The sequence below is a fragment of the Acaryochloris thomasi RCC1774 genome, assembly GCF_003231495.1.
GTDB lineage: Bacteria > Cyanobacteriota > Cyanobacteriia > Thermosynechococcales > Thermosynechococcaceae > RCC1774.
This window is the reverse complement of record NZ_PQWO01000024.1, coordinates 37,815-56,650: the sequence shown is the minus strand read 5'-3', so window position 1 is coordinate 56,650 and position 18,836 is coordinate 37,815. Positions and strand designations below refer to the sequence as shown.

The following is an 18,836-nucleotide window of genomic DNA, read 5'->3' as shown; positions in this document are numbered from 1 at the left end:
TCAAGCAATTAAGAAAAGCGCCATTTCACCAGTTTTTGCAAGGGGCAGCGAATTGACTTGCAATTTAGATCCACATTTTAGTGCCTGAAAGGCTGGTGATATATGGGCTAATGAGGTTTTTCAGGGAGGACTAATTATTCCGATGCCGAATGGGAATACAAATTATTGGGTCTTTTGAATCGCCAAGGGCAACCGCGACATTTAGATTGGGTTGATGAGCAAACTCAACAGTTACAGCCTATCCCCAATCCTCTGCGCCAGCAAATCCTAACCTCACCAGGACTCACCCGCTTCCCCATAGATCATGATCCAGCCCTAGCCGAAAGCCGCAACATCGTTGTTACAGCTACCGCAAACCAACCGCTATTGTTGGTAGCCCGCCCAGTCCTAACAAGTACTTCCGAAGGCCCCGGCATGGCACAGTGGTTGTAGGTAAAGTTATCGATCAGTCCTTTCTTGAGCAATTAGTGAGCAACAATAGGCTCAAGGTACAGCTAATTCCTATTACGCCAAGCACTCCTCTATCTGTGCCAGCCAAGCCGGATCAAGTCTTGTAAATCCCCCCCACATCGAGGTCTTAAATCATCAGTGGGTATCAACCACTTAAAGGCAGTCAAAATCTTGGAAAAAGCTGATTTTGAGGTGATTCGGCAGGGGAAACATATCGTGATGTCCAATGGCAATCGCATCTTGACCATTCCCAGACATAATCCGGTAAATGCCTTCACAATGGCTGGAATTATTCGAGATGCTGGGTTTAGTATTGAGGAATTTAGAAAGTTTCTATAAAGCTGTGTGGACTCATATCTCTGGGCACTGTCTCCTGCCCACGCTGAGAACTCTTTTCTGAATGGACTGATTAAGATTCTCAACGACTGGACTGTTGCGATGGTCTCCGACCAGCCTATGTCTTTTGGATAGACTGACCTTGTTCAGAGGACAAATACAACAGCTCTATCTATAGATGGATTTTTCGGTTTCCTACACGCAAAATGCGTTGAGTTTCATACCATCAAGGGAGTAGGCTTCTAAAAAATCGATTAGTAAGTCTGCCTGTATTGAATACAACGATATTTTGATTATGGCTTCCCTTAACGCTCAGCAAGAAAATAATTTGACGGCTTTTATGACCGCTCTGAGTCGGCAAGAAGATCCCTTGCCCTCTAGTTTGCAGGCCCAGCTTCACGCAATTGGCCAGAACTTAGAGAATAGGTCAGTGGAACTACCCACAATCGCAGCCAGCCTCCCGAGCCTTAGCAAAGCCTACCGAGAAGCAATGGCTGAGGAAAGAACAGATGGAAATGCGACCCTCGTTTCTGCTACGGAACAAGATCACAGTGATGAACTTTTAGAGCACGCTACTCGAATTCTAACGGATTCAGATCCTGTCAAAGCAGCTCAGCAAGACTTGTCCCGCGTGTCAGGCTTGGTGGCCTCGAATCCTTTAAAGCGTCTCTTTCGCAGAGGCTGATCCCAAACCAGAACCATCTACAATTCGATATGAAAAATCATCAAGCCTTTAATCATGGCCTTTCTCCTGCAGAAGCGGCTCGGCATTTAGGACTGAGTGAACGTAAAGTCCATGACGCTTTACGGTCTGGTCATCTAATGAGTGAGAAAACAGATCAGGGGCACACCGTTGTCAGCCACAGCGCCCTCAAGGAATATCAGCGACGTCATCCAGTCAGTGCTTCGGGGAGCGCCCACATTGACCGTGCTCAAATAGATAAAGCGACAATTGATCGGGCAACGCTGTAGCGGATAGCACCTCCTCCAAAGCCTGTTTCATTGAGAAGGCATTCCAGAGGATCTCAATTCTCTACCTGACCGAGGCAGAGATTACAGGTATGGATGCCCATGGCAATACGATCTCACAGTCAAGGAATTTGCTGCTTCAGAATCACCCTTCCCTACCCACTGGCAACAGAAGAGAAGGAACAACACCTTGAATCTCTATCGAGTGATACTTCCATTGGCCTCTAAAATCTATCATCAGGTTGATACATAATATTGGGACTAGCCTTACACTAGATGGGGCCAATTGAGGGATGGGTACTCTCAATTCAGCAAGTTTCTCATGACCAGAAAATTTGGTTGAATCGAGTAGCCGCAGTCTAACCCATTGCTTTGCACATTCTGTGGGGTAGATGGTTCCCATCCGTCATGGAGAACCAAGATACGCATGATGGAGACAAAAAAGCAGACATGAATAATTTCTGGATTCAGCCTAATTTTTGGCTGTACTGGTTTGTTTTTTGCGGAATCATCATGGGCGGGTATTTTCTGACGGCTTCGGGAGCTTACTATTTGCTCCATTCGACAATTGGCAAAGTTCCGACACTCCCATTAAAGTCTAAAGCAGCTCAGCAAGAGAGCGAGACAATGGTGGGAGACATTAAGCTCTCAGTGCTGTCGGTCATCTTCTTTGCTTTGGGTGCAGCCTGCTTTATGGCCTGCTATGACTGGGGCATTACCCAGGTTTATACCCACTGGAAAATTCAGGACATGGGGTACTTGGCCTGCAGCTATATTGTGGTTTTGCTGCTCCAAGACACCTATTTCTACTTTACCCACCGTCTTTTTCACCTGCCGTTGCTGTTCAAGTGGTTTCATCAAGGACACCATGTGTCGAGGCCCCCAACGCCTTGGACCTTCTTTGCCCTAGAGCCAATGGAAGCCTTTACTCAGGCTTCTTTCTTGTTGGGGATAACGCTCATTATTCCCTTACACGTTGGTGTTCTAATTGCTATTTTGCTGACGATGACAATTTGGGCAACAGGTAACCACCTCGGTTTACAGATTATCCCGCGTTCACGCCAGAGTCGTTGGTGGGGACAATGGTGCATTGGCGCTTCGCATCATCTTGTTCACCACTCACGGTTCACCCGACACTATGGTCTCTACTTCACCTTTTGGGACCGGATTATGGGGACTCAAGACGCAACCTACAAAGCACGTTTTCTACAGTAGCCTCTGTGCAGGTTGTTTCTAAATCAACCGAACGATAGAGCAACCGCGCCATAGATGTATGACTTAAGGGGCTTATCTGAAGCGGCATAGGAGGGTTAGGGTATGCCTAGAAGATAAGTTTAGAAAAAACTGTGATATTTACACGCGTCGAAAAACTTTTAATTACTGGCATTCTTGGATCTCTGACGGTTGGGGGAGTAGCAGGAATAGTCCAAGCAAACTCCACTCTGCAAGCATCGAATCAGCGCTCCAGCTCAGCTCCGGCAGCGGCCACAAACGCAATCCAGTTTTATGGGCAGACACCTCAGCCTAACCAGCTACGGAAAGGCTACGTTGTCTTTCAGCAGCAGGACAGTCAAGTGGTAGGGGCATACTATCAGCCTCGCTCAGAATTCAGTTGTTTCGTCGGTGATTTAGAGAATCGTCGGTTAGATGTTGACCTCCTGTCACCTCAGGGACAAAAGCGGGATGAAGCTCAGATACTGCTGTCAACACTGCACGATTTGGACTCTCCCGACGCTAATGCCAGAAGGATTTTGGGTGTGTGTCGTCAGCAGATGCTCCAATCTTTCCGTTAAAGCAGATCAGATGGATGAATGAGAGCGATGACACAACCTTTCTTGCTGAGTCGAGTACTGCTGCAGTTTAGTAGCAAAGATGAAGATCTAATCGGAGAACTCTCAGCGATCACCCTGACTCCTGACGGTAGCTTGTGGGTTGGCTCTGACGAATTTTTAACCCTAGAGCGCTTGTCCCTCGTCGAACCTTATGTGTACGGTCAGCATCAGCCGTTTGAAATTTCAGACTATATTGACCTATTCAATTCAGACGATGAAATTGATATTGAAGGCATGGACTATGCCGAACCTTACCTCTGGTTCACGGGGTCTCACAGCAAGAAACGAGGTAAATCTAAAGGTAAAAAACCAGAAAAGGATATTGAGAATTTAGCTGAAATCAAGACCGATCTGAATCGTTATTTGATTGCTCGGATTCCAGTTTTTCAGGGAGAGCCGCTTAGATCGAGTTCTCACCCCACCGATCCCGATCGCACTGTTGCGGCAGCCATGCTGCAGAAGGCTGACACTGGCAACCAGTTGATGGAAGTCCTGCAGACGGATCCGCATCTGGGTCCATTTATTGAGATGGATATCCCTAGCAAAGAAAACGGGTTAGATATTGAAGGCTTGGCTGCCTGCGGTGACAAGCTGTTTCTGGGTTTGCGCGGTCCTGTTCTACGCGGGTGGGCCGTCATTTTAGAAATTGAGGTCGAAGAGGCTGAATCGGGTATTCTGTCGCTCAAAGAAATAAGCAAAGATGGCGCAAAATATCGAAAGCACTTCGTTAACCTCAATGGCTTGGGAGTGCGGGAACTCTGCCTGAGGGGCGAAGATTTAATTATTCTTGCAGGTCCCACAATGGATCTAGAAGGAGCAATGCAGGTCTTTCAGCTCAAGGATGTTTTAGAGCATTCTGACAATACCCTATGGGATCAGTCTGCTGACGATCTTGAGCTGTTATTTGATCTGCCGTTCACGATTGGTAGCGATCATGCAGAGGGTCTTGCTCTGATACCCTGCCTGGGACAGCCTGAAGCTTTGCTCGTGGTTTATGACTCTCCAAGTGCGGCTCGACGCAGACAGCCATACACAGTCATGGCCGATATTTTTCGACTAGATCCGTAATGCCGGTTTTAAAGGGATAAGGCGATTTGATTAATACGTATATCTCGTTTCTCCTGATTATCGGTTTGCTGATTTTGGCAGTCACCCTGGGTTCAGGATGGATCAAGCGCCTACCCATCTCCTATGCTCTACTTTATTTGCTTGTAGGCGTCACCCTTGGTTCTTATGGCCTCAATATTTTACCGATGCAGCCCGGCCCAAAGTTGATCGAGCGGCTGACTGAATTCGTTGTGATCGTATCCGTGTTTGGGTGCGGTCTGAAGATGAACCGGCCCCTGAATGCAGCAAGCTGGCAGACGACGGGACGGCTGATCGGGATTGTGATGCCTGTTTCAATTGTTGCGATCGCAACTATAAGCCATTGGCTCCTCGAATTTGATTGGGGACCGGCCATTTTGTTGGGCGCAATTCTGGCTCCCACCGACCCTGTTCTTGCCTCTGAAGTACAGCTTGATCACGAAGCCGATCAAGACGAGCTCCGCTTTGGTCTCACATCAGAGGGGGGCTTAAATGACTCACTTGCCTTCCCCTTTGTTTACTTCGGACTGTACTGGATTCAAAAGGGCGATTTAAACACCTGGTTTCGGCAGTGGGTCCTTATCGATCTGCTGTGGGCAATCACGGCAGGTCTGTTCATGGGCTTTGCCGTTGCCAAGGCCGTTTACTGGATTGACCAGCGTATACAGCAGCAGCAACCTGTCGATGACCTCATGGAAGATCTGGTGGCGCTCAGTACGATTCTGCTCACCTATGCACTAACAGAAATTGTGAATGGCTACGGCTTCTTGGCTGTATTCGTAGCTGGACTGACGATTCGAAATAGCTATCATCACGATCAAAACAAGCGGTTAGCGCAACTAGCCTTCACTGAACAAATTGAAAAGCTACTCGAGATCGTGATCATCGTACTCCTGGGTTCACTTCTCTTGGCAGAGCCGATACAACAATATGCAGGTCAGGCCGGAATCTTAACCGGGCTGCTGCTGTTTGTTATTCGTCCTCTCAGCGCCTGGCTGAGCTTGGGAGGCAGTCGGCTGCCCACTCAAACCCGCTGGCTGTTTGGGTGGTTTGGTATTCGTGGCGTCGGGTCACTCTACTACTTGGCCTACGCGATCGGAAAGGGACTAGAGAGCGATACCGCTGAGTCGTTGACCTGGACAGTATATCTTGTCATTGTTACATCTATTGTCTTGCACGGCGTCAGCACCTCGCCTCTGATGAGATGGTATCAACGTGACATTGAAGATCAGTCTTCTCAAGGTTCTTCAGATTCACAGGTCCCAGATAAGGTTTAGCGTTAGGAGCGCTGTCATGACAAAGAACATAGCTCAATCAGACAATCAATCCTTTGATGAGCCTCCGATCATTCCCGAAGCGTCTGGCAACCGAATCTTCACAGTTCCCTTACCGGACCCGATCTCTAAAAACGTCGAGGCAATTGCCGCCCTCCAGAGTCGTGAAGTCCAGGATCTTCCCTTCCATCAGCGGCTGCTAGAAAGTATTGCCCACCTCTTTGACCAACCTCAGTTTCTCTACTTCTTGCTGATCGGCCTAGCAATTTGGATCCTAGGCGGCTTTCTCGCTAAAACCGGGATTTTTCCCTTTGATTGGCCCATGTTTAGCTGGTCAGGGCAGGGATTGGATGCTGCGGCACTTCTGATCTCGACAGGGGTTTTGGTCCGCCAGTCCCGTCAGGAAAGCTTTGCGGAACAAAGATCGCAACTCACGCTACAGCTCAACCTGCTATCAGAGCAGAAAATCGCCAAAATTATTGCGCTACTAGAAGAGCTACGCACAGATCTACCGAACGTTGTTGAGCGCCATGACCCCGAAGCTCAAATTATGCAAGAGGCAGCCGATCCCCTCCAAGTTATCGATGCTCTACAGGAAAATCTAGAGCGTGAACTGCTATTGGACCCACTGTCTGAGCTGTCCAGTGACCGCACTAATTCTCAATAGTTTTTCAGCGTTGAAGGATACTGGAATCAAACAGATTAAATATTCGCTCGCTTAGCCCATTTGGTCAACAACCCAAGGGCATCCACAAAGTCTGAGAACCGTCAAATCAGAATTAGTCAAGCAATGGACATGATTCTCAGCCAGATTGAAGCTAATTTGAATTGAGTTGTGAGTACGGGGCATGGCAAGACGACTCGCGTAGCGCTCAGAGGATAGACCGTACTTAGAGGTTGCAATGGAAGCTCTTCTCGATCTGATCAACCCAGTACTTGGATTAGAGGCACCAGAAATAACAGTTTGGCAGATGGGAACTCGCGCTGTTGTTGTTTATATTTTCGGTTTAGTCACCATCAGACTGGTTGGAGACCGCCGGTTCATCGGCAAATATGCGGCCTTCGATGTTCTGCTTGGTGTGATTATGGGGGCGACTCTCAGTCGAGCCATCAACGGCAGCGCATCCTTTTTTCCTACCTTGGCTGCAGCCTCTGTCCTTGTAGGGCTACACTGGCTGTTTGGCCTTCTCTCTTTCTACTTCGGCGCTTTTGAGACCCTTCTGAAAGGACAGCCTCACCCGCTAATCACGGAGGGGCAGCTACGGCTGCAGACGATGCGGAAAAGTCACATTACTCGCCGTGATTTAGAGTCTGTTTTATATCTCAAACACCAAACAACAGAGCTGTCGCAAGTGAAGCAAGCTCGTTTAGAGTGTAGCGGTGACATCAGCATCATTCTCAACAGACAATCTCCACCGGTTGTAGACGTCGATGTCGCACCCGGGATACAGACAATTCGGATTCAGCTAGAGCCGTAGCTATCGAGACGATAGACTGCGAAGATATCGCCGCATCCTCTGCCTTATAACACCCAAAGGCCAAGACAGCAGCAGGAGAACTGGAATAATCTCTAGCCGCCCCATCCACATGAACAGAATGAGCACCAACTTCCCAAGCCAGGGCAAATCAGGGTGCGTAATGCCGGTTGTGAGTCCAGCACTGCCTAGGGCGGAAGCAGTCTCGAACACAACATCGCTCAGAGTATAGTCAGGCAAACTAACGTGGCGAAGTACGAAAATACCCAGCAATATCAGGCTCACCCACAGCACAGCTAAGACAGCGGCTGACTCAATTCGACGATTGGCCTCTGCTTCTGGAATCGCCTTGCCCTCTAGAATGTAGCGCATCACTTGATGAGGCTTGAGGGATAGTCTTTGAAACCGCCAAAGGATAGCCTTAAACAAGGACGACACTCGACTCATCTTCAGTCCGCCGGCTGTGGAACCTGCCGCGCCACCGAAAACCATGCCAATGGCAAGTAGAAGTTTTGATGTCGCATTCCAGTCCTGGAGGTCTGCCGTTGTAAACCCACAGGTTCCTAAAGCTGAGGCCCAGAGGAATAGGGCGTCGCTCCAGGGTCTAAATCCAGATAGTTCTAAAAGTAGGGCCAGAAATCCGAGAACAAGCACGATCCAAAGTGCCCTATGCTGCGTGTCTGTCCACAGAACTCGCCAGTTTCGCTTCCGTAGAACCTGATAGTGGATGGCGAAACTCATGCTGCCTAGAATCATGATGGGAATCATCGCAAGCTGGATGCCTAGGTCATAGCTGCCGATACTGTTGTCCGCTACAGAGAATCCGCCCGTTGATATGCCGGTCATGCTGTGATTGAGGGCTTCCCACCAAGACATACCTACAAGATGAAGCCAAAGAATGCCGCCGCCGGTGTAAACCAGATAGATCCACCAAATATGCCGGACCGTTGCATTTAGAGTGAGGCCGATTCGCTGCTGCCGTCCCTCCGCGCTATAAAGCTGATAGGCGTCGGTGCTGGGTTCTAAAACGGTAAGCATAAGCACAATGACACCAACACCGCCAACCCACTGCATAAGGCTGCGCCACCATTGCAGAGAATAGGGCAGCTCGCTGGCATGGAGCGTCACTGTTAGGCCTGCGCTTGTGAAGCCTGAAAATGCCTCAAAAACTGGATTCCAAAAGTTGTGAAACTCAGTCACCGTGAGCGGGGTGGTTGCAGAGTCGGCAAGGTGTGCGGCAATGAGATAGATGGGCAGTGCTCCCACTAATGGAATCAGCAGCCAGCTGAGGGCCACTGTCAAAACGGCATGGCGAAGGCGAGACGGTGCTGAGTTACGGCAGGGATAGCGGAGCAGTTGTCCCGATGCGATCGCAACTCCAGCCGTCAGTGCAAAGGGCCAAGCCGCGTAGGTTTCACCTGCTAGCAAACAAACGGGAATTGTGACCAGCGCCATGATGCCAGGTATGTGGAGCAATGTTCCGACACCGCGACCAATGATTTGGAGATAGGGATTGAAGATCTTTCGTCGGGAGACAGTCATTAACGATCAGACTCATCTTGCCTTTGGGTCAAATGGTAGAGATGTTGGGCAATCAGTCGCTCCGGTTTTGCGAGGACTTGGGCTCCTAGGCGCTCGAACATCGACTGATGATGCGGCTGACTGACGGTGGTAACGAGCGTTTCTATGTTGTGCTCTTTGCCCAGAACCATTGCCATTAAGTTGGCAGAGTCATCATTGGTCGTTGCGATTAGAGCATCTGCTTGCGCGGCCCCGGCTTCGTCCAAAATTTGATCATCTGCGATATCTGCATTGAGAACCGTTACATCGTGTTGTTGCAGAACGGCCCTTGCCCGTTTCTCATCAGACTCGATCAGAACGACTTGGTGGCCTTCTTTTAAGGCCAGATCGACCAAGCTGGCCCCTTCTGGTCCCCCTCCGACAATGATTAAATACATAGGCTGCGTTTATCTGCCGATAGAGTGAATAAGAATTCAAAGAATGCTGTTTGCTCACTTGCATACCCATACGAAAGCAGGACAGCTCATCGACTGTCATCTATCTGCAGTTTGAGTTTTCGCTTGATGCCCCTGTAGTTCTTCCAGTTCGAAGAGGCTAATCAGTACACCCGCAATGGGGATTGATAAAAATAGGCCCATGAGACCCGCAACTCTAGTTCCTATCAGGAGTGCAAGAAACATAACAACCGGATTCATATCGATTGAACCCTGCATGATGCGGGGCATAAGTAAATTCTCCTCGACTTGCTGTAGCACAATGCAGATAATCAGAACTTTGAGACTTAGCCACAGCCCTTGGGGGAGGACGATAACTGACACCAGAGCTACCCCCACCGTGGCTCCGATACCGGGGATCAGATCGAAGACGGCGGCAATGGCGGCGAGTGCAATCGCATAGGGCACCCCTAAAATCAGGAAGATCACGAATGCTGAGATTCCGAAGAAGACAGAAAGCAGCAGCCGTCCCCAGAAGAATCCAATAAAATTACTTTGAATGGCTGCGGTAACCTTCGGGCGAACAGGTTTCGGAAATGCCTTCAGAATCAGCCACCAGATTCGCCGTCCGTCCAGCAGCATAAAATAGGTAATGACGGCAATCAGAACTGTGTCAACGACGCTAAAGAAAACATCTTGAAACACCGTGAAGTTTGTTTCTACGATTTCTAAAGCTCGTCCGCGAAACTGCTCTTCTAGAGCCGTAAAATCCACCTGTAGATTCCAGCGCGACAGGAACATCTGAAGACGTTCTGATAGGTCAATCACTGACTCTACAAGCTGTGGAGACTGGGTTAAGAGCTGCTGGAACTGAGAAACAATCGCCAACCCGAGAGTTGTGACAAGTCCTCCAGCTAGCAATAAACTCAAGAGGAAAACCGCCGTTACGGCCAATCCTCGGGGCAAAAAGCGAGCAACCCACTGCACAGGGTAGTTGAGCAGAAAGGCAAAGATAGCAGCACAGACAAAGATAACCAGAACGGCCTCAAAGTAGGCTAGGAACTGAGCAATCGCCCAGCCCAATGCAAGCAGCAGCAGATAGCGAATGAGCTGAGCCGTTTGCAAATGCGTCCAGAAGGTAGACGTTGCTTTCATTTAGCGGATACAGGCTAGGGCTGTTTAGATCTTTCACTATTTTGGCCTAACACTTTCTGCTTAGTGCTGCGGTATTTGGCTGTAAGTTCTTGGCGATTCTCGGCATAGAGCAGGTAGCGCCATGTAAACCATCCGATGTAGCCAAGGCCGACTAATTCTAGGCTGGGGGCGACCAAAGGGAGCGCGTCAAGGACTCGAAGGACACCGGATGCGATCGCAACCGTCAGCAGCCCCAAAAACGAAACGCCTAATAGATTGATCGGTCTTTGATAGGCACGGTAGAATGCCGCAATCTGTCTCGGCAGATTCTCAATAGCTTGACTGAGCTTTGTGCCTAGTTCCTGCAGATTAGGATCCACTGGCTCACGAACCGACGTGCCTGTTTCAGGAACAATAATTTCTACCTTGCCTTGAGGGGCCTGAACACGCGGATCGATAATATCTACGTCACCCTCTGGTTTCTCATGAACGCGCGGGTCGATAATATCGGCCTCGCTCTGAGGCATCTCGGCATAGGGGTCAACAATAACGGACTCTTCTAAATCTATACTCATAATCTATCTCCATATTCCTAGCTGCATCAATGTGTAGAAAAGAGCAGCAGTCCAATTCACAGTGACTGCTGCTCCCCTACCTCTCAGAGGCAATCACTCTTTTTCTTCTGTGTGCTGCACGTTACTTTGAGTCGCAGAGCTGTTGATCGCAATGTTCCCAGACCCTGGCTGAGACTCCGGCATAGCGGTATCGCGACCGTCTGCCTGCATCTTGTCGATTGCCTTGCGAGAGCCAGGGGCAATAGGCGTTTGCTCGCCCCCTTCATTTAGATCGGGTGCTTGCTCTTTTACATAATTTTCGTCTGGCATGGTTTGACCTCTGTTGAGTGAGTTTTACTAAGGATAAGAATGAAGCTGAGGCTAGAGATCGTTTTTATCCCTGCTCATAGAATTTGCGATAGCAGAGTATCAAACGTGCTACGAACTGGCAGAAAAGCTTCTCAATGTCTGAATCTTTTCAGGAACGAAAGCTCTTTTCAGCAAGAGCTTCAACGTTATCCTTTGACGCTACGATAGCTTTTCCATCAGACCTGATAGATCAGGCTTTGGATAGAGTCTTTGCTTGTCTGCAGATGTAGATCGAATCAAGAGGGAGGCAATCTATCCCTTCAGTGCGATCCTGCTACCCCAGAGGCTGTGAATATACTAAAGACTCTGCCTTACTTATCTATCTCAAGAGCGAGGTGTAATAAGTCTATAGGTCACTAGAATGAGCAGCGAATGAGAGCCAGAGCGAAGGTCGCCGGTTGTCATTTCCGCCTGTACGTATCGCAATAGTTTCCCTCGCTTTCACCTATGTTCTCCCACGATCATTTCCTTACTCCTCGGGATTGGTCTTTAACGGTTTCTCAAGGATTGTTAAAGGCTTTGGGGGCTTGCGTCTCAGGTCATTTTCTAGATCGAGTCCCTATGGGGGAAACGCTTTTGGTGATCAGTAACCACCGCAGCTTTCTGGATGCACCTGTTTTGATGAGTGGTTTAGGACGGGCCATAAACTTCGCCTGTCATCCTTATATGGGCCAGGTGCCTCTGATGCGAGATGTCATTCAAGGATTAGGCGGGTTCCCACTCGACGCTGCAGATAGTGGAGGGCGAAGCTTGCTCAAGCAGGCGGATGCTTTGCTGCAGAGCCAGCGCTGGGTTGGTATTTTCCCTGAGGGTGGAGAACCCATGGTCAACTCAACCCAACCTGGGCAGCTCAGTACGTTTCATCGAGGATTTGCTCACCTCGCGTTGCGATCGCAAGTGCCCAACTTAACAATTTTGCCGGTTGCGATCGCATCCCACAACGAAACCAGCGTACAGACGTTTCCGCTACAGGTCTTGAGCTGGTTTGATCCCGCAGAGCCTTTGTTCAAAGCAGCCGGTCGTCATCCTGCAGTGTTTTATCAGACCGTCAACCTAATGGTGGGCCATGCTATCCGGGTCACGCCTCAACAAAAGCGGCAATATCAGGGTAAGGGTGCTAAGGGAATGGCAACAGAGCTGACTCAACGATGTCATGCTGAGATTTCTGATTTATTGAAGCAGGGTTTGAGCTGATGTCAGAGCTGCTATCGTCCCTCCGGTTCTTAACGCCAAAACCGCTCAGGCCCGACGATCCACTCTTCATTTTTTTGCCAGGGATGGACGGTACAGGACAACTGCTAAAGCGGCAGCTCGACGGGTTGAGTCAACACTTTGATATCCGGTGCCTATCGATTCCAGCAACTGACCTATCTGATTGGGAGCATTTGACAGCCAGCGTCGTGACCTTGATCCAGAAAGAGCAGCGGCAGCGGCCGATCTACTTATGCGGCGAATCATTCGGAGGATGTCTCGCACTCAGAGTTGCGGCAGCAGCCCCAGAACTTTTCGACCGCCTGGTTTTAATCAATTCAGCGACAGCCTTCTCGCGGCTGCCTTGGATGCGCCTAGCCAGCAGTGCTGCAAAGTTCTTACCCTCACCGCTCTATACACTGTCAGCTTCCGGGCTGATACCATTTCTAATCGCTTGGGATCGGGTTGAGTCAAGTGACCGCATCGATCTGCTGAATGCCATGCAGTCTGTCGAGTCTCATAGTGCCACTTGGCGTTTGAACTTGCTGCGTCAGTTTGATTTGCTGCAGTTACCACTCTCGACACTGATGATACCAACGCTGATTATTACTGGAGCCAAAGATCGATTGTTGCCTTCAATGACTGAAGGCCAACGCCTTGTCGGCTGCTTGCCGAAAGCGCAGGTAACCGTACTGGAAAATAGCGGTCACGCCTGTCTGCTAGAGAAAGAAGTGAATCTCTATGAAATTCTTAGCCAGCAAGGTTTCTTGACCTGTCGTTGGCAAGAGCTGGGTGAAGAACTCTCGTCTTGAACGAGTCGGAACCCTGGCTCCGATGTCGTTGAATCGCTTCGGTGACCGGAGAAATCCAACGACATCCTCTAGCTCAGCTTCAGGCTTTTCTACACCGACAACATAGAGACAGGCGCTCCCCGCCTACAAACCTGCGACCGATCCTCCATCAACGCGATAATTAGCACCCACGACAAAGCTCGAGAGTTCAGAGCAAAGGAAAGAGATAACCGCTGCAACTTCCTCGGGTTTGCCGCGTCTCTGTAGCTCTAAATGAGGACGTTTCTCTTTCAAGAATGTATCAATGGCTTCATCAAAGCTCATACCCTTCTCTTTTGCGCGCTTCTGCATCATTTCGTCTGTCATGGGTGTCGCAACATAGGCCGGAGAGACTGAGTTCACCAGTACCCCATCTTTCGCATAGGCCTTGGACAAATTCTTCGCGAGATTCCAAACCGCTGCTTTAGCTGCACAGTAGGGCATCTCGTCGGTGTAGGGCTGCAGAGCATCTTCAGAGGCAATCAAGACAATTCGGCCCCAACCGGCTTCCTGCATGCAGGGAATAAAGGCACGGCAAACGCGAACAGCAGCCATGAAATCTGTTTCGATGGTTTCATACCAGTCATCATCGCTCAGTTCTAGGAATGGATCCGTTGCGCCTGTGATGCCTGCACAGTTGACTAGAATATGGACAGCACCATAGTGATCGAGTATCTTCTGCTTGGCAGCTTTGACATCTTCTAGATTTCGAAGATCGGCCTGGACGGATATCACTTCGCCCATCGTGTCTATTTCTCTGGTGGTCTCCTGCAGGTTATCGGTTGTTTTATCAAGTAGCGCAATTTTGGCACCCTCTTGGGCCAATATTTTGGCAGTCTCGCGACCCATACCAGAGTCGCCTCCCGTAATCACGGCAATCTTGCCCTTAATCCCTAAATCCATGAAATGCTCCTAGGCTGCAATGGGTGATTTAACGTCATTTAGATACTTCTCATATCGCCCGAGGATGCCTTGCTTAGCGTCCGCCCTCAGACGGAAATTTGCTCTGGGTCGATTCAAAGAGCCTCTATCTCAGGTCAGATGACAGAATGAGACTTGTTTTCTGGTTTATCTCACAGGGGCTAGGTCACTGCTATCTGTAGACAGATCTCTATCTATGGTCAGAGGCTATCAGACGGCTGAACTTGAAAAATCAAGAAGGTGCCACGGACTGAGTAACAGGTTTTATATCAGTGAACAAAGCAAGTATGGACAATGTTGGTGATGCTTTTATTCAGTGGGGAGACGAAGGTGAAGTATTGGTCTTTCTTCATTACTTTGGGGGGGCTGCGTCTAGCTGGCAATGGGTGGCGGAGAAACTTCAGCCTGACCACCGCTGCGTTGCATTGAACCTTCCGGGGTTTGGCGGTGCGCCCGTTCTGCATCAGCTTTCACTACAGCAGTATGCCGATGCTGTTCAGTCTCAACTTCAGCAGTTGGGGGTTGAGTCCTACACGCTGATCGGACATTCAATGGGAGGCAAAGTTGCGCTGCAGATGTCGGCCAATCAAGCCACTGGTTTACAGCGCGTGATTCTGATCGCTCCTTCTCCTGCAACCCAAGAGCCAATGCCGTCGGAGGAGAAGAAACGTCTTTTAGGGAATCATCCTAGTCGAGAGAATGCAGAAACCACAATTGAAAGTGCAGCGAAGCAGTCTTTGAGTGAGGAGCAACGTGAGGTTGCGATCGCAACCCACATCACAGTCGATAGCAGCGTATGGCGCTGGTGGCTGTTAGAGGGAATGGACCACAGCATTGCCGATCAAATGTCGCAGATCCAGGTTCCCATCACCGTGATCGCCTCCAAGGATGACCCAGTGATTCCCTGTCAGACCATTCAACGCGACGTGATTGATTTAATTGAAAACGCTCAACTGATCACCACTGAGAATGTAGGTCACCTGATGCCTCTTGAGCAGCCTGAATTTGTTGCCACTCAGATCCGCCACGTCGTAGGGACGTAACTGAGACTACGAATTCTGATATACCTCTATCCCACGATAGAGAAGAGACAAGCCTATCGCGTCTGACTTTCGATCTCTAGGAAGATGCTGTTTAAGGGCCAGAAAGATTTGATTAAGGGTGAGTGTGGTTGTGTGACTCACTTTGAAATTCCCGTTCATGGAGTGACCCAACCGTTTGATGAGTGGCGCTAACTCTGGAGTAGCCCGTTAAACAGGGAAACAGAGCGTTGGAGCTGGAAATCTTCTAGGAGTGAGGATCTACCACGGGTCAACGAAAAGGAATTTCGCAACAAAAGATTTATATCCCAAGAGAGGAAAGATCATGATTGACAGTGCAGTGCTGCTGCAAACCTACTTACAGACTGCCAGTGTAAGGTTGGCGCAGGTTCCCATCGATACGCCAGAAGAGGCCTCTGCTCTGTTTTCGGGTCCGCAATTTTTTGCCGCGCTACTTTCGGGTTTGATTCTGGCCTTCGGATTTCAGATGCTACTGACGAACCTTTCAGTGGCGATCGGCGTTTCAGTTTTAAGCGCCACTTCTGGCTCTTCGGATTCGTCCGATGACGGCGGCGTACCCGTTCGTACTATCACGGTGGGGGCTGGCCTGTGGACACTAATTACAGTGACCTTGGCATTATTCGCAGCCTGTTTTTTGGCCATCAAAATGGGTCTGTTTACGAGTGAACTGCTAGGAGCAACGACCGGACTCGTGATCTGGGCACTGTATTTCACCACCCTAGTTTGGGTCAGTTCCACAACAGTAGGTTCACTGATCGGCTCAGTGGTCAGTACAGCGACCTCTAGCTTTCAAGCCATTATGGGCACGGCAACAGCAGCGCTAGGAGCTAAAGCAGTCAGCAATCAGGTCGTGGCAACAGCAGAGGCAACGGCTGCTGCCGTACGTCAGGAGCTAATGGGCCAGGTCGACCCCGACGAGATTCAAGACAAGCTACAGGATTACATCAAAGCGTTGCGATCGCCTCAGCTAGACCTACAGGGCGTCAAGCAAGAATTCGAAACGTTGCTATCAGAGTCGGACCTAGAATCTGTCGATGACATCGATAGCCTGCAGCACATTGACCGACAAGCCTTTGTTGATTTGGTGAGCAGCCGTACCGATCTATCACAGGCAGAAGTTGATCAGGTGGTTGATCAACTGTATACAAGCTGGCAGCAAACCGTCGGCAAGAATTCCAGCAATACCTGGATGAAAGAACTGGTCAACTACTTCCAGTCAGCCAAGCCCGAACAGCTTGTCTCTGAAGAAGTGGGACATCGACTGGACCAGCTCCTAGAAGAGATGCGCAAAAAGCGAAAGGCTGACAGCAGCCAGGATTCAGGTGGCATGGTGGGAATGGGACTAGCACAGCTATCAAGTGTAGTGATGGGGCGCTCGGATCTATCTGATTTTGATGTAGAAAGAATCACAGAGCAGATCAAGTCCGCACAGAGCCAGCTTACGGACCAAGCCGATCAGCTTGTGGCTCAGTTCTCCAGTGAGGAGCAAACTCCCAGCGTAATCCGGGCTGATGTTGAAAGTTACCTCCGTAACGTCTACGTGTGGCAATTGTCTCCAGAGCGTCTGCGTCTAGACTTTCGGCAAGTTCTTTATGATCCAGAGGCGAACCCTAGCCTGATTCGCAGAGAGTTAGAGCAGCTCAACCGTTCCTTTTTCTCTGATATCCTCAGCTCTCGCGGACTGATGACCCAAGCTGAATTGCATAATGTGACGCAGCGCTTAGATGCAGTCCGCAAGGATTTACTGCGGGAGATGAAGGCAACGGAAATGGCTCTGGCACAGCAAGAGCTGGGACAGCGGGTCGAGACCTACCTGAAGTTCACGCCCAAAGATGAGCTGTTCTCGAACATGGGTGACCGCGCCTTCGAAGCTATTCTCGAAGATACGGTAGCAGACTCTGACCATCCTCAACAGCTTTTGGGGCAGCTCGATCGTGGACGATTATTGCTTCCCCTTAACAACCGCGACGACATCTCGGCAGGTGAAGCAGAGCAGATTCTCAGTCGTTTAGAGCCAATTATCCGCAAAGTCAGTGCTGATGCCGAAGGACTACAGGAGGCGGCGAAAGTACGCCTCGAGCAGCAGCAGCAGAAACTAGAGGACTATCTTCGCAACACTGGCAGGGCTGAGCTCAACCCTGCAGGAATTAAGCGAGACCTCAAAACGCTGATGGAAGAACCGGATACGGGCATAAGACGGGTGCGGTCTCGCCTAGCTGAATTCGATCGCGAAACTCTCGTACAGCTCCTGAATCAGCGACGTGATCTTAGCGAGTCTGACATAAATAACGTTATCGATCAGGTCGAGTCGAACTGGTATCAGCTCCTTAGTGCACCGGCTTCCTTGACATCCCAAGCTCAGGCTCAATACGACCGAGCCACAACCTCGATTGAGAACTATTTGAGATCGACAGGAAAGCCGGAGTTAAATCCGGACGGCATCAAGCGTGATTTGCAGAAGCTGATGGATGACCCTCAAGTGGGAGCATCCGCAATCCGCGATCGGTTTAGCAGGATGGACCGTGATACTTTAGTTCAGCTATTGAGTCAGCGCGGTGACCTCAGTGAAGCAGAGGTTAATCAAACCATTAATGAACTGCAGGAGACAATGCAGCAGGTTCTGCAAACGCCGAAGCGGCTAGCGCGACGAGCCCAGGCTCAGACTCAAGACTTCCAGATGTCTATGGAAGACTACCTCCGTAGTACAGATAAAGCCGAGCTGAACCCTCAGGGCATCAAACGTGATCTGCAGGTGCTGCTCGACGATCCGAGATTAGGAGCCGAGAAGATCGGCGATCGCCTCTCTCGTTTTGACCGCAGTACGTTAGTGGCGTTACTGTCGCAGCGGGATGATTTGTCAGAGCAAGAAGTCAATCAAGTCATCGACCAAGTTCTGGCGGTTCGCGATCAGATTCAGTCTCGAATTACAATGCTGCAGCAGCGTCTGCAGTCGGTGATTGACCAGGTCTTCGCCAAGATTCGTGCCTATCTCAACAGTCTAAATCGGCCTGAACTGAACTACGAAGGCGTCAAGCGCGATGTCCGCACGTTGTTCGATGATCCGCAGGCCGGGACTGAGGCGTTGAGAGAGCGTCTTGCCCGATTTGATCGAGAAACATTAGTGGCAGTGGTTAGCTCTCACGACGCAATTGCTGAATCTGACGTCAATCGTGTGATTGACCAAATCGAGTCAGCACGCGACAGCGTCGTGCAAAAAGCAGAGCGGATCGAGACTCAAGTGCAGCAGCGTTTGGGTGAGATGAAATACCAGACCCAGAGACAGTTTGAAGCCACACAGAAAGCTGCCGTGGTCGCAGCTTGGTGGCTGTTTGCAACAGCCCTGATCTCTGGCGGTGCGGCGGCAGGCGCAGGCATCTTAGCTGCAGCGGGGTAGAGCAA

The 18,836-nt window shown here is 49.9% G+C and carries 20 protein-coding genes; 14 read left to right on the top strand and 6 right to left on the bottom strand.

The window, feature by feature from the left end; all coding sequences use genetic code 11:
* Positions 1-165: 165 nt before the first annotated feature.
* From C1752_RS23740 to C1752_RS23695, 10 genes are all read left to right on the top strand, one after another.
* A complete protein-coding gene (locus C1752_RS23740) occupies positions 166-432 on the top strand; it encodes a hypothetical protein (RefSeq protein ID WP_110988535.1) in 267 nt (88 codons plus the stop codon).
* A 156-nt stretch (positions 433-588) separates the two neighbouring features.
* Positions 589-789 carry a type II toxin-antitoxin system HicA family toxin gene (locus C1752_RS23735; RefSeq protein ID WP_199464501.1) on the top strand — a complete coding sequence of 67 codons (201 nt, stop codon included), beginning with the start codon at positions 589-591 and terminating at the stop codon, positions 787-789.
* 292 nt (positions 790-1,081) lie between these two features.
* Positions 1,082-1,471 carry a hypothetical protein gene (locus C1752_RS23730; RefSeq protein WP_110988533.1) on the top strand — a complete coding sequence of 130 codons (390 nt, stop codon included), beginning with the start codon at positions 1,082-1,084 and terminating at the stop codon, positions 1,469-1,471.
* 29 nt (positions 1,472-1,500) lie between these two features.
* The gene (locus C1752_RS23725) at positions 1,501-1,758 is read left to right on the top strand and encodes a helix-turn-helix domain-containing protein (protein ID WP_110988532.1); all 258 of its coding nucleotides are present in this window, start codon (positions 1,501-1,503) and stop codon (positions 1,756-1,758) included.
* 447 nt (positions 1,759-2,205) lie between these two features.
* Positions 2,206-2,970 carry a sterol desaturase family protein gene (locus C1752_RS23720; RefSeq protein ID WP_110988540.1) on the top strand — a complete coding sequence of 255 codons (765 nt, stop codon included), beginning with the start codon at positions 2,206-2,208 and terminating at the stop codon, positions 2,968-2,970.
* Positions 2,971-3,101: 131 nt separating this feature from the next.
* Entirely contained in the window at positions 3,102-3,548 is a 447-nt protein-coding gene (locus tag C1752_RS23715; protein WP_110988531.1) for a hypothetical protein, read from the top strand.
* Positions 3,549-3,575: 27 nt separating this feature from the next.
* A complete protein-coding gene (locus tag C1752_RS23710; RefSeq protein ID WP_110988530.1) occupies positions 3,576-4,655 on the top strand; it encodes a DUF3616 domain-containing protein in 1,080 nt (359 codons plus the stop codon).
* Between the two features lie 26 nt (positions 4,656-4,681).
* Positions 4,682-5,950, top strand: a complete 1,269-nt coding sequence (locus C1752_RS23705; protein ID WP_110988529.1) for a cation:proton antiporter — start codon at positions 4,682-4,684, stop codon at positions 5,948-5,950.
* A 16-nt stretch (positions 5,951-5,966) separates the two neighbouring features.
* A complete protein-coding gene (locus C1752_RS23700) occupies positions 5,967-6,614 on the top strand; it encodes a DUF1003 domain-containing protein (RefSeq protein WP_110988528.1) in 648 nt (215 codons plus the stop codon).
* Positions 6,615-6,849: 235 nt separating this feature from the next.
* Positions 6,850-7,425, top strand: a complete 576-nt coding sequence (locus C1752_RS23695; RefSeq protein WP_110988527.1) for a DUF421 domain-containing protein — start codon at positions 6,850-6,852, stop codon at positions 7,423-7,425.
* Here the strand turns inward: C1752_RS23695 and C1752_RS23690 are convergent, their stop codons facing one another.
* From C1752_RS23690 to C1752_RS23670, 5 genes are all read right to left on the bottom strand, one after another.
* A complete protein-coding gene (locus tag C1752_RS23690) occupies positions 7,426-8,964 on the bottom strand; it encodes a TrkH family potassium uptake protein (protein ID WP_199464500.1) in 1,539 nt (512 codons plus the stop codon). It abuts the gene before it with no gap.
* The gene (locus C1752_RS23685) at positions 8,964-9,380 is read right to left on the bottom strand and encodes a potassium channel family protein (RefSeq protein WP_110988526.1); all 417 of its coding nucleotides are present in this window, start codon (positions 9,378-9,380) and stop codon (positions 8,964-8,966) included. The genes C1752_RS23690 and C1752_RS23685 overlap by 1 nt, the downstream gene beginning before the upstream one ends.
* A gap of 96 nt (positions 9,381-9,476) precedes the next feature.
* A complete protein-coding gene (locus tag C1752_RS23680) occupies positions 9,477-10,532 on the bottom strand; it encodes an AI-2E family transporter (RefSeq protein ID WP_110988525.1) in 1,056 nt (351 codons plus the stop codon).
* Positions 10,533-10,546: 14 nt separating this feature from the next.
* Positions 10,547-11,086, bottom strand: a complete 540-nt coding sequence (locus C1752_RS23675; RefSeq protein ID WP_110988524.1) for a CAAD domain-containing protein — start codon at positions 11,084-11,086, stop codon at positions 10,547-10,549.
* 93 nt (positions 11,087-11,179) lie between these two features.
* The gene (locus C1752_RS23670; RefSeq protein ID WP_110988523.1) at positions 11,180-11,395 is read right to left on the bottom strand and encodes a hypothetical protein; all 216 of its coding nucleotides are present in this window, start codon (positions 11,393-11,395) and stop codon (positions 11,180-11,182) included.
* A 486-nt stretch (positions 11,396-11,881) separates the two neighbouring features.
* On the opposite strand from C1752_RS23670, the gene C1752_RS23665 reads away from it, so the two are divergent.
* Positions 11,882-12,628: a lysophospholipid acyltransferase family protein gene (locus tag C1752_RS23665; protein WP_110988522.1), complete on the top strand. Its 747-nt coding sequence runs from the start codon at positions 11,882-11,884 to the stop codon at positions 12,626-12,628.
* Complete coding sequence (locus tag C1752_RS23660; RefSeq protein WP_110988521.1) at positions 12,628-13,437, top strand: alpha/beta fold hydrolase; 810 nt, start codon at positions 12,628-12,630, stop codon at positions 13,435-13,437. Before C1752_RS23665 ends, C1752_RS23660 begins: the two co-directional genes overlap by 1 nt.
* Before the next feature lie 123 nt (positions 13,438-13,560).
* Here the strand turns inward: C1752_RS23660 and C1752_RS23655 are convergent, their stop codons facing one another.
* Entirely contained in the window at positions 13,561-14,358 is a 798-nt protein-coding gene (locus C1752_RS23655; protein ID WP_110988520.1) for an SDR family NAD(P)-dependent oxidoreductase, read from the bottom strand.
* A 290-nt stretch (positions 14,359-14,648) separates the two neighbouring features.
* Between C1752_RS23655 and C1752_RS23650 the strand changes: the two genes are divergently transcribed.
* Positions 14,649-15,419 (top strand): alpha/beta fold hydrolase, encoded by a 771-nt coding sequence (locus C1752_RS23650; protein ID WP_158535174.1) that lies wholly within the window; start codon positions 14,649-14,651, stop codon positions 15,417-15,419.
* Between the two features lie 322 nt (positions 15,420-15,741).
* On the top strand, positions 15,742-18,831 hold the full coding sequence (locus C1752_RS23645; RefSeq protein WP_110988518.1) for an MFS transporter: 3,090 nt from the start codon (positions 15,742-15,744) through the stop codon (positions 18,829-18,831).
* Positions 18,832-18,836: the final 5 nt, after the last annotated feature.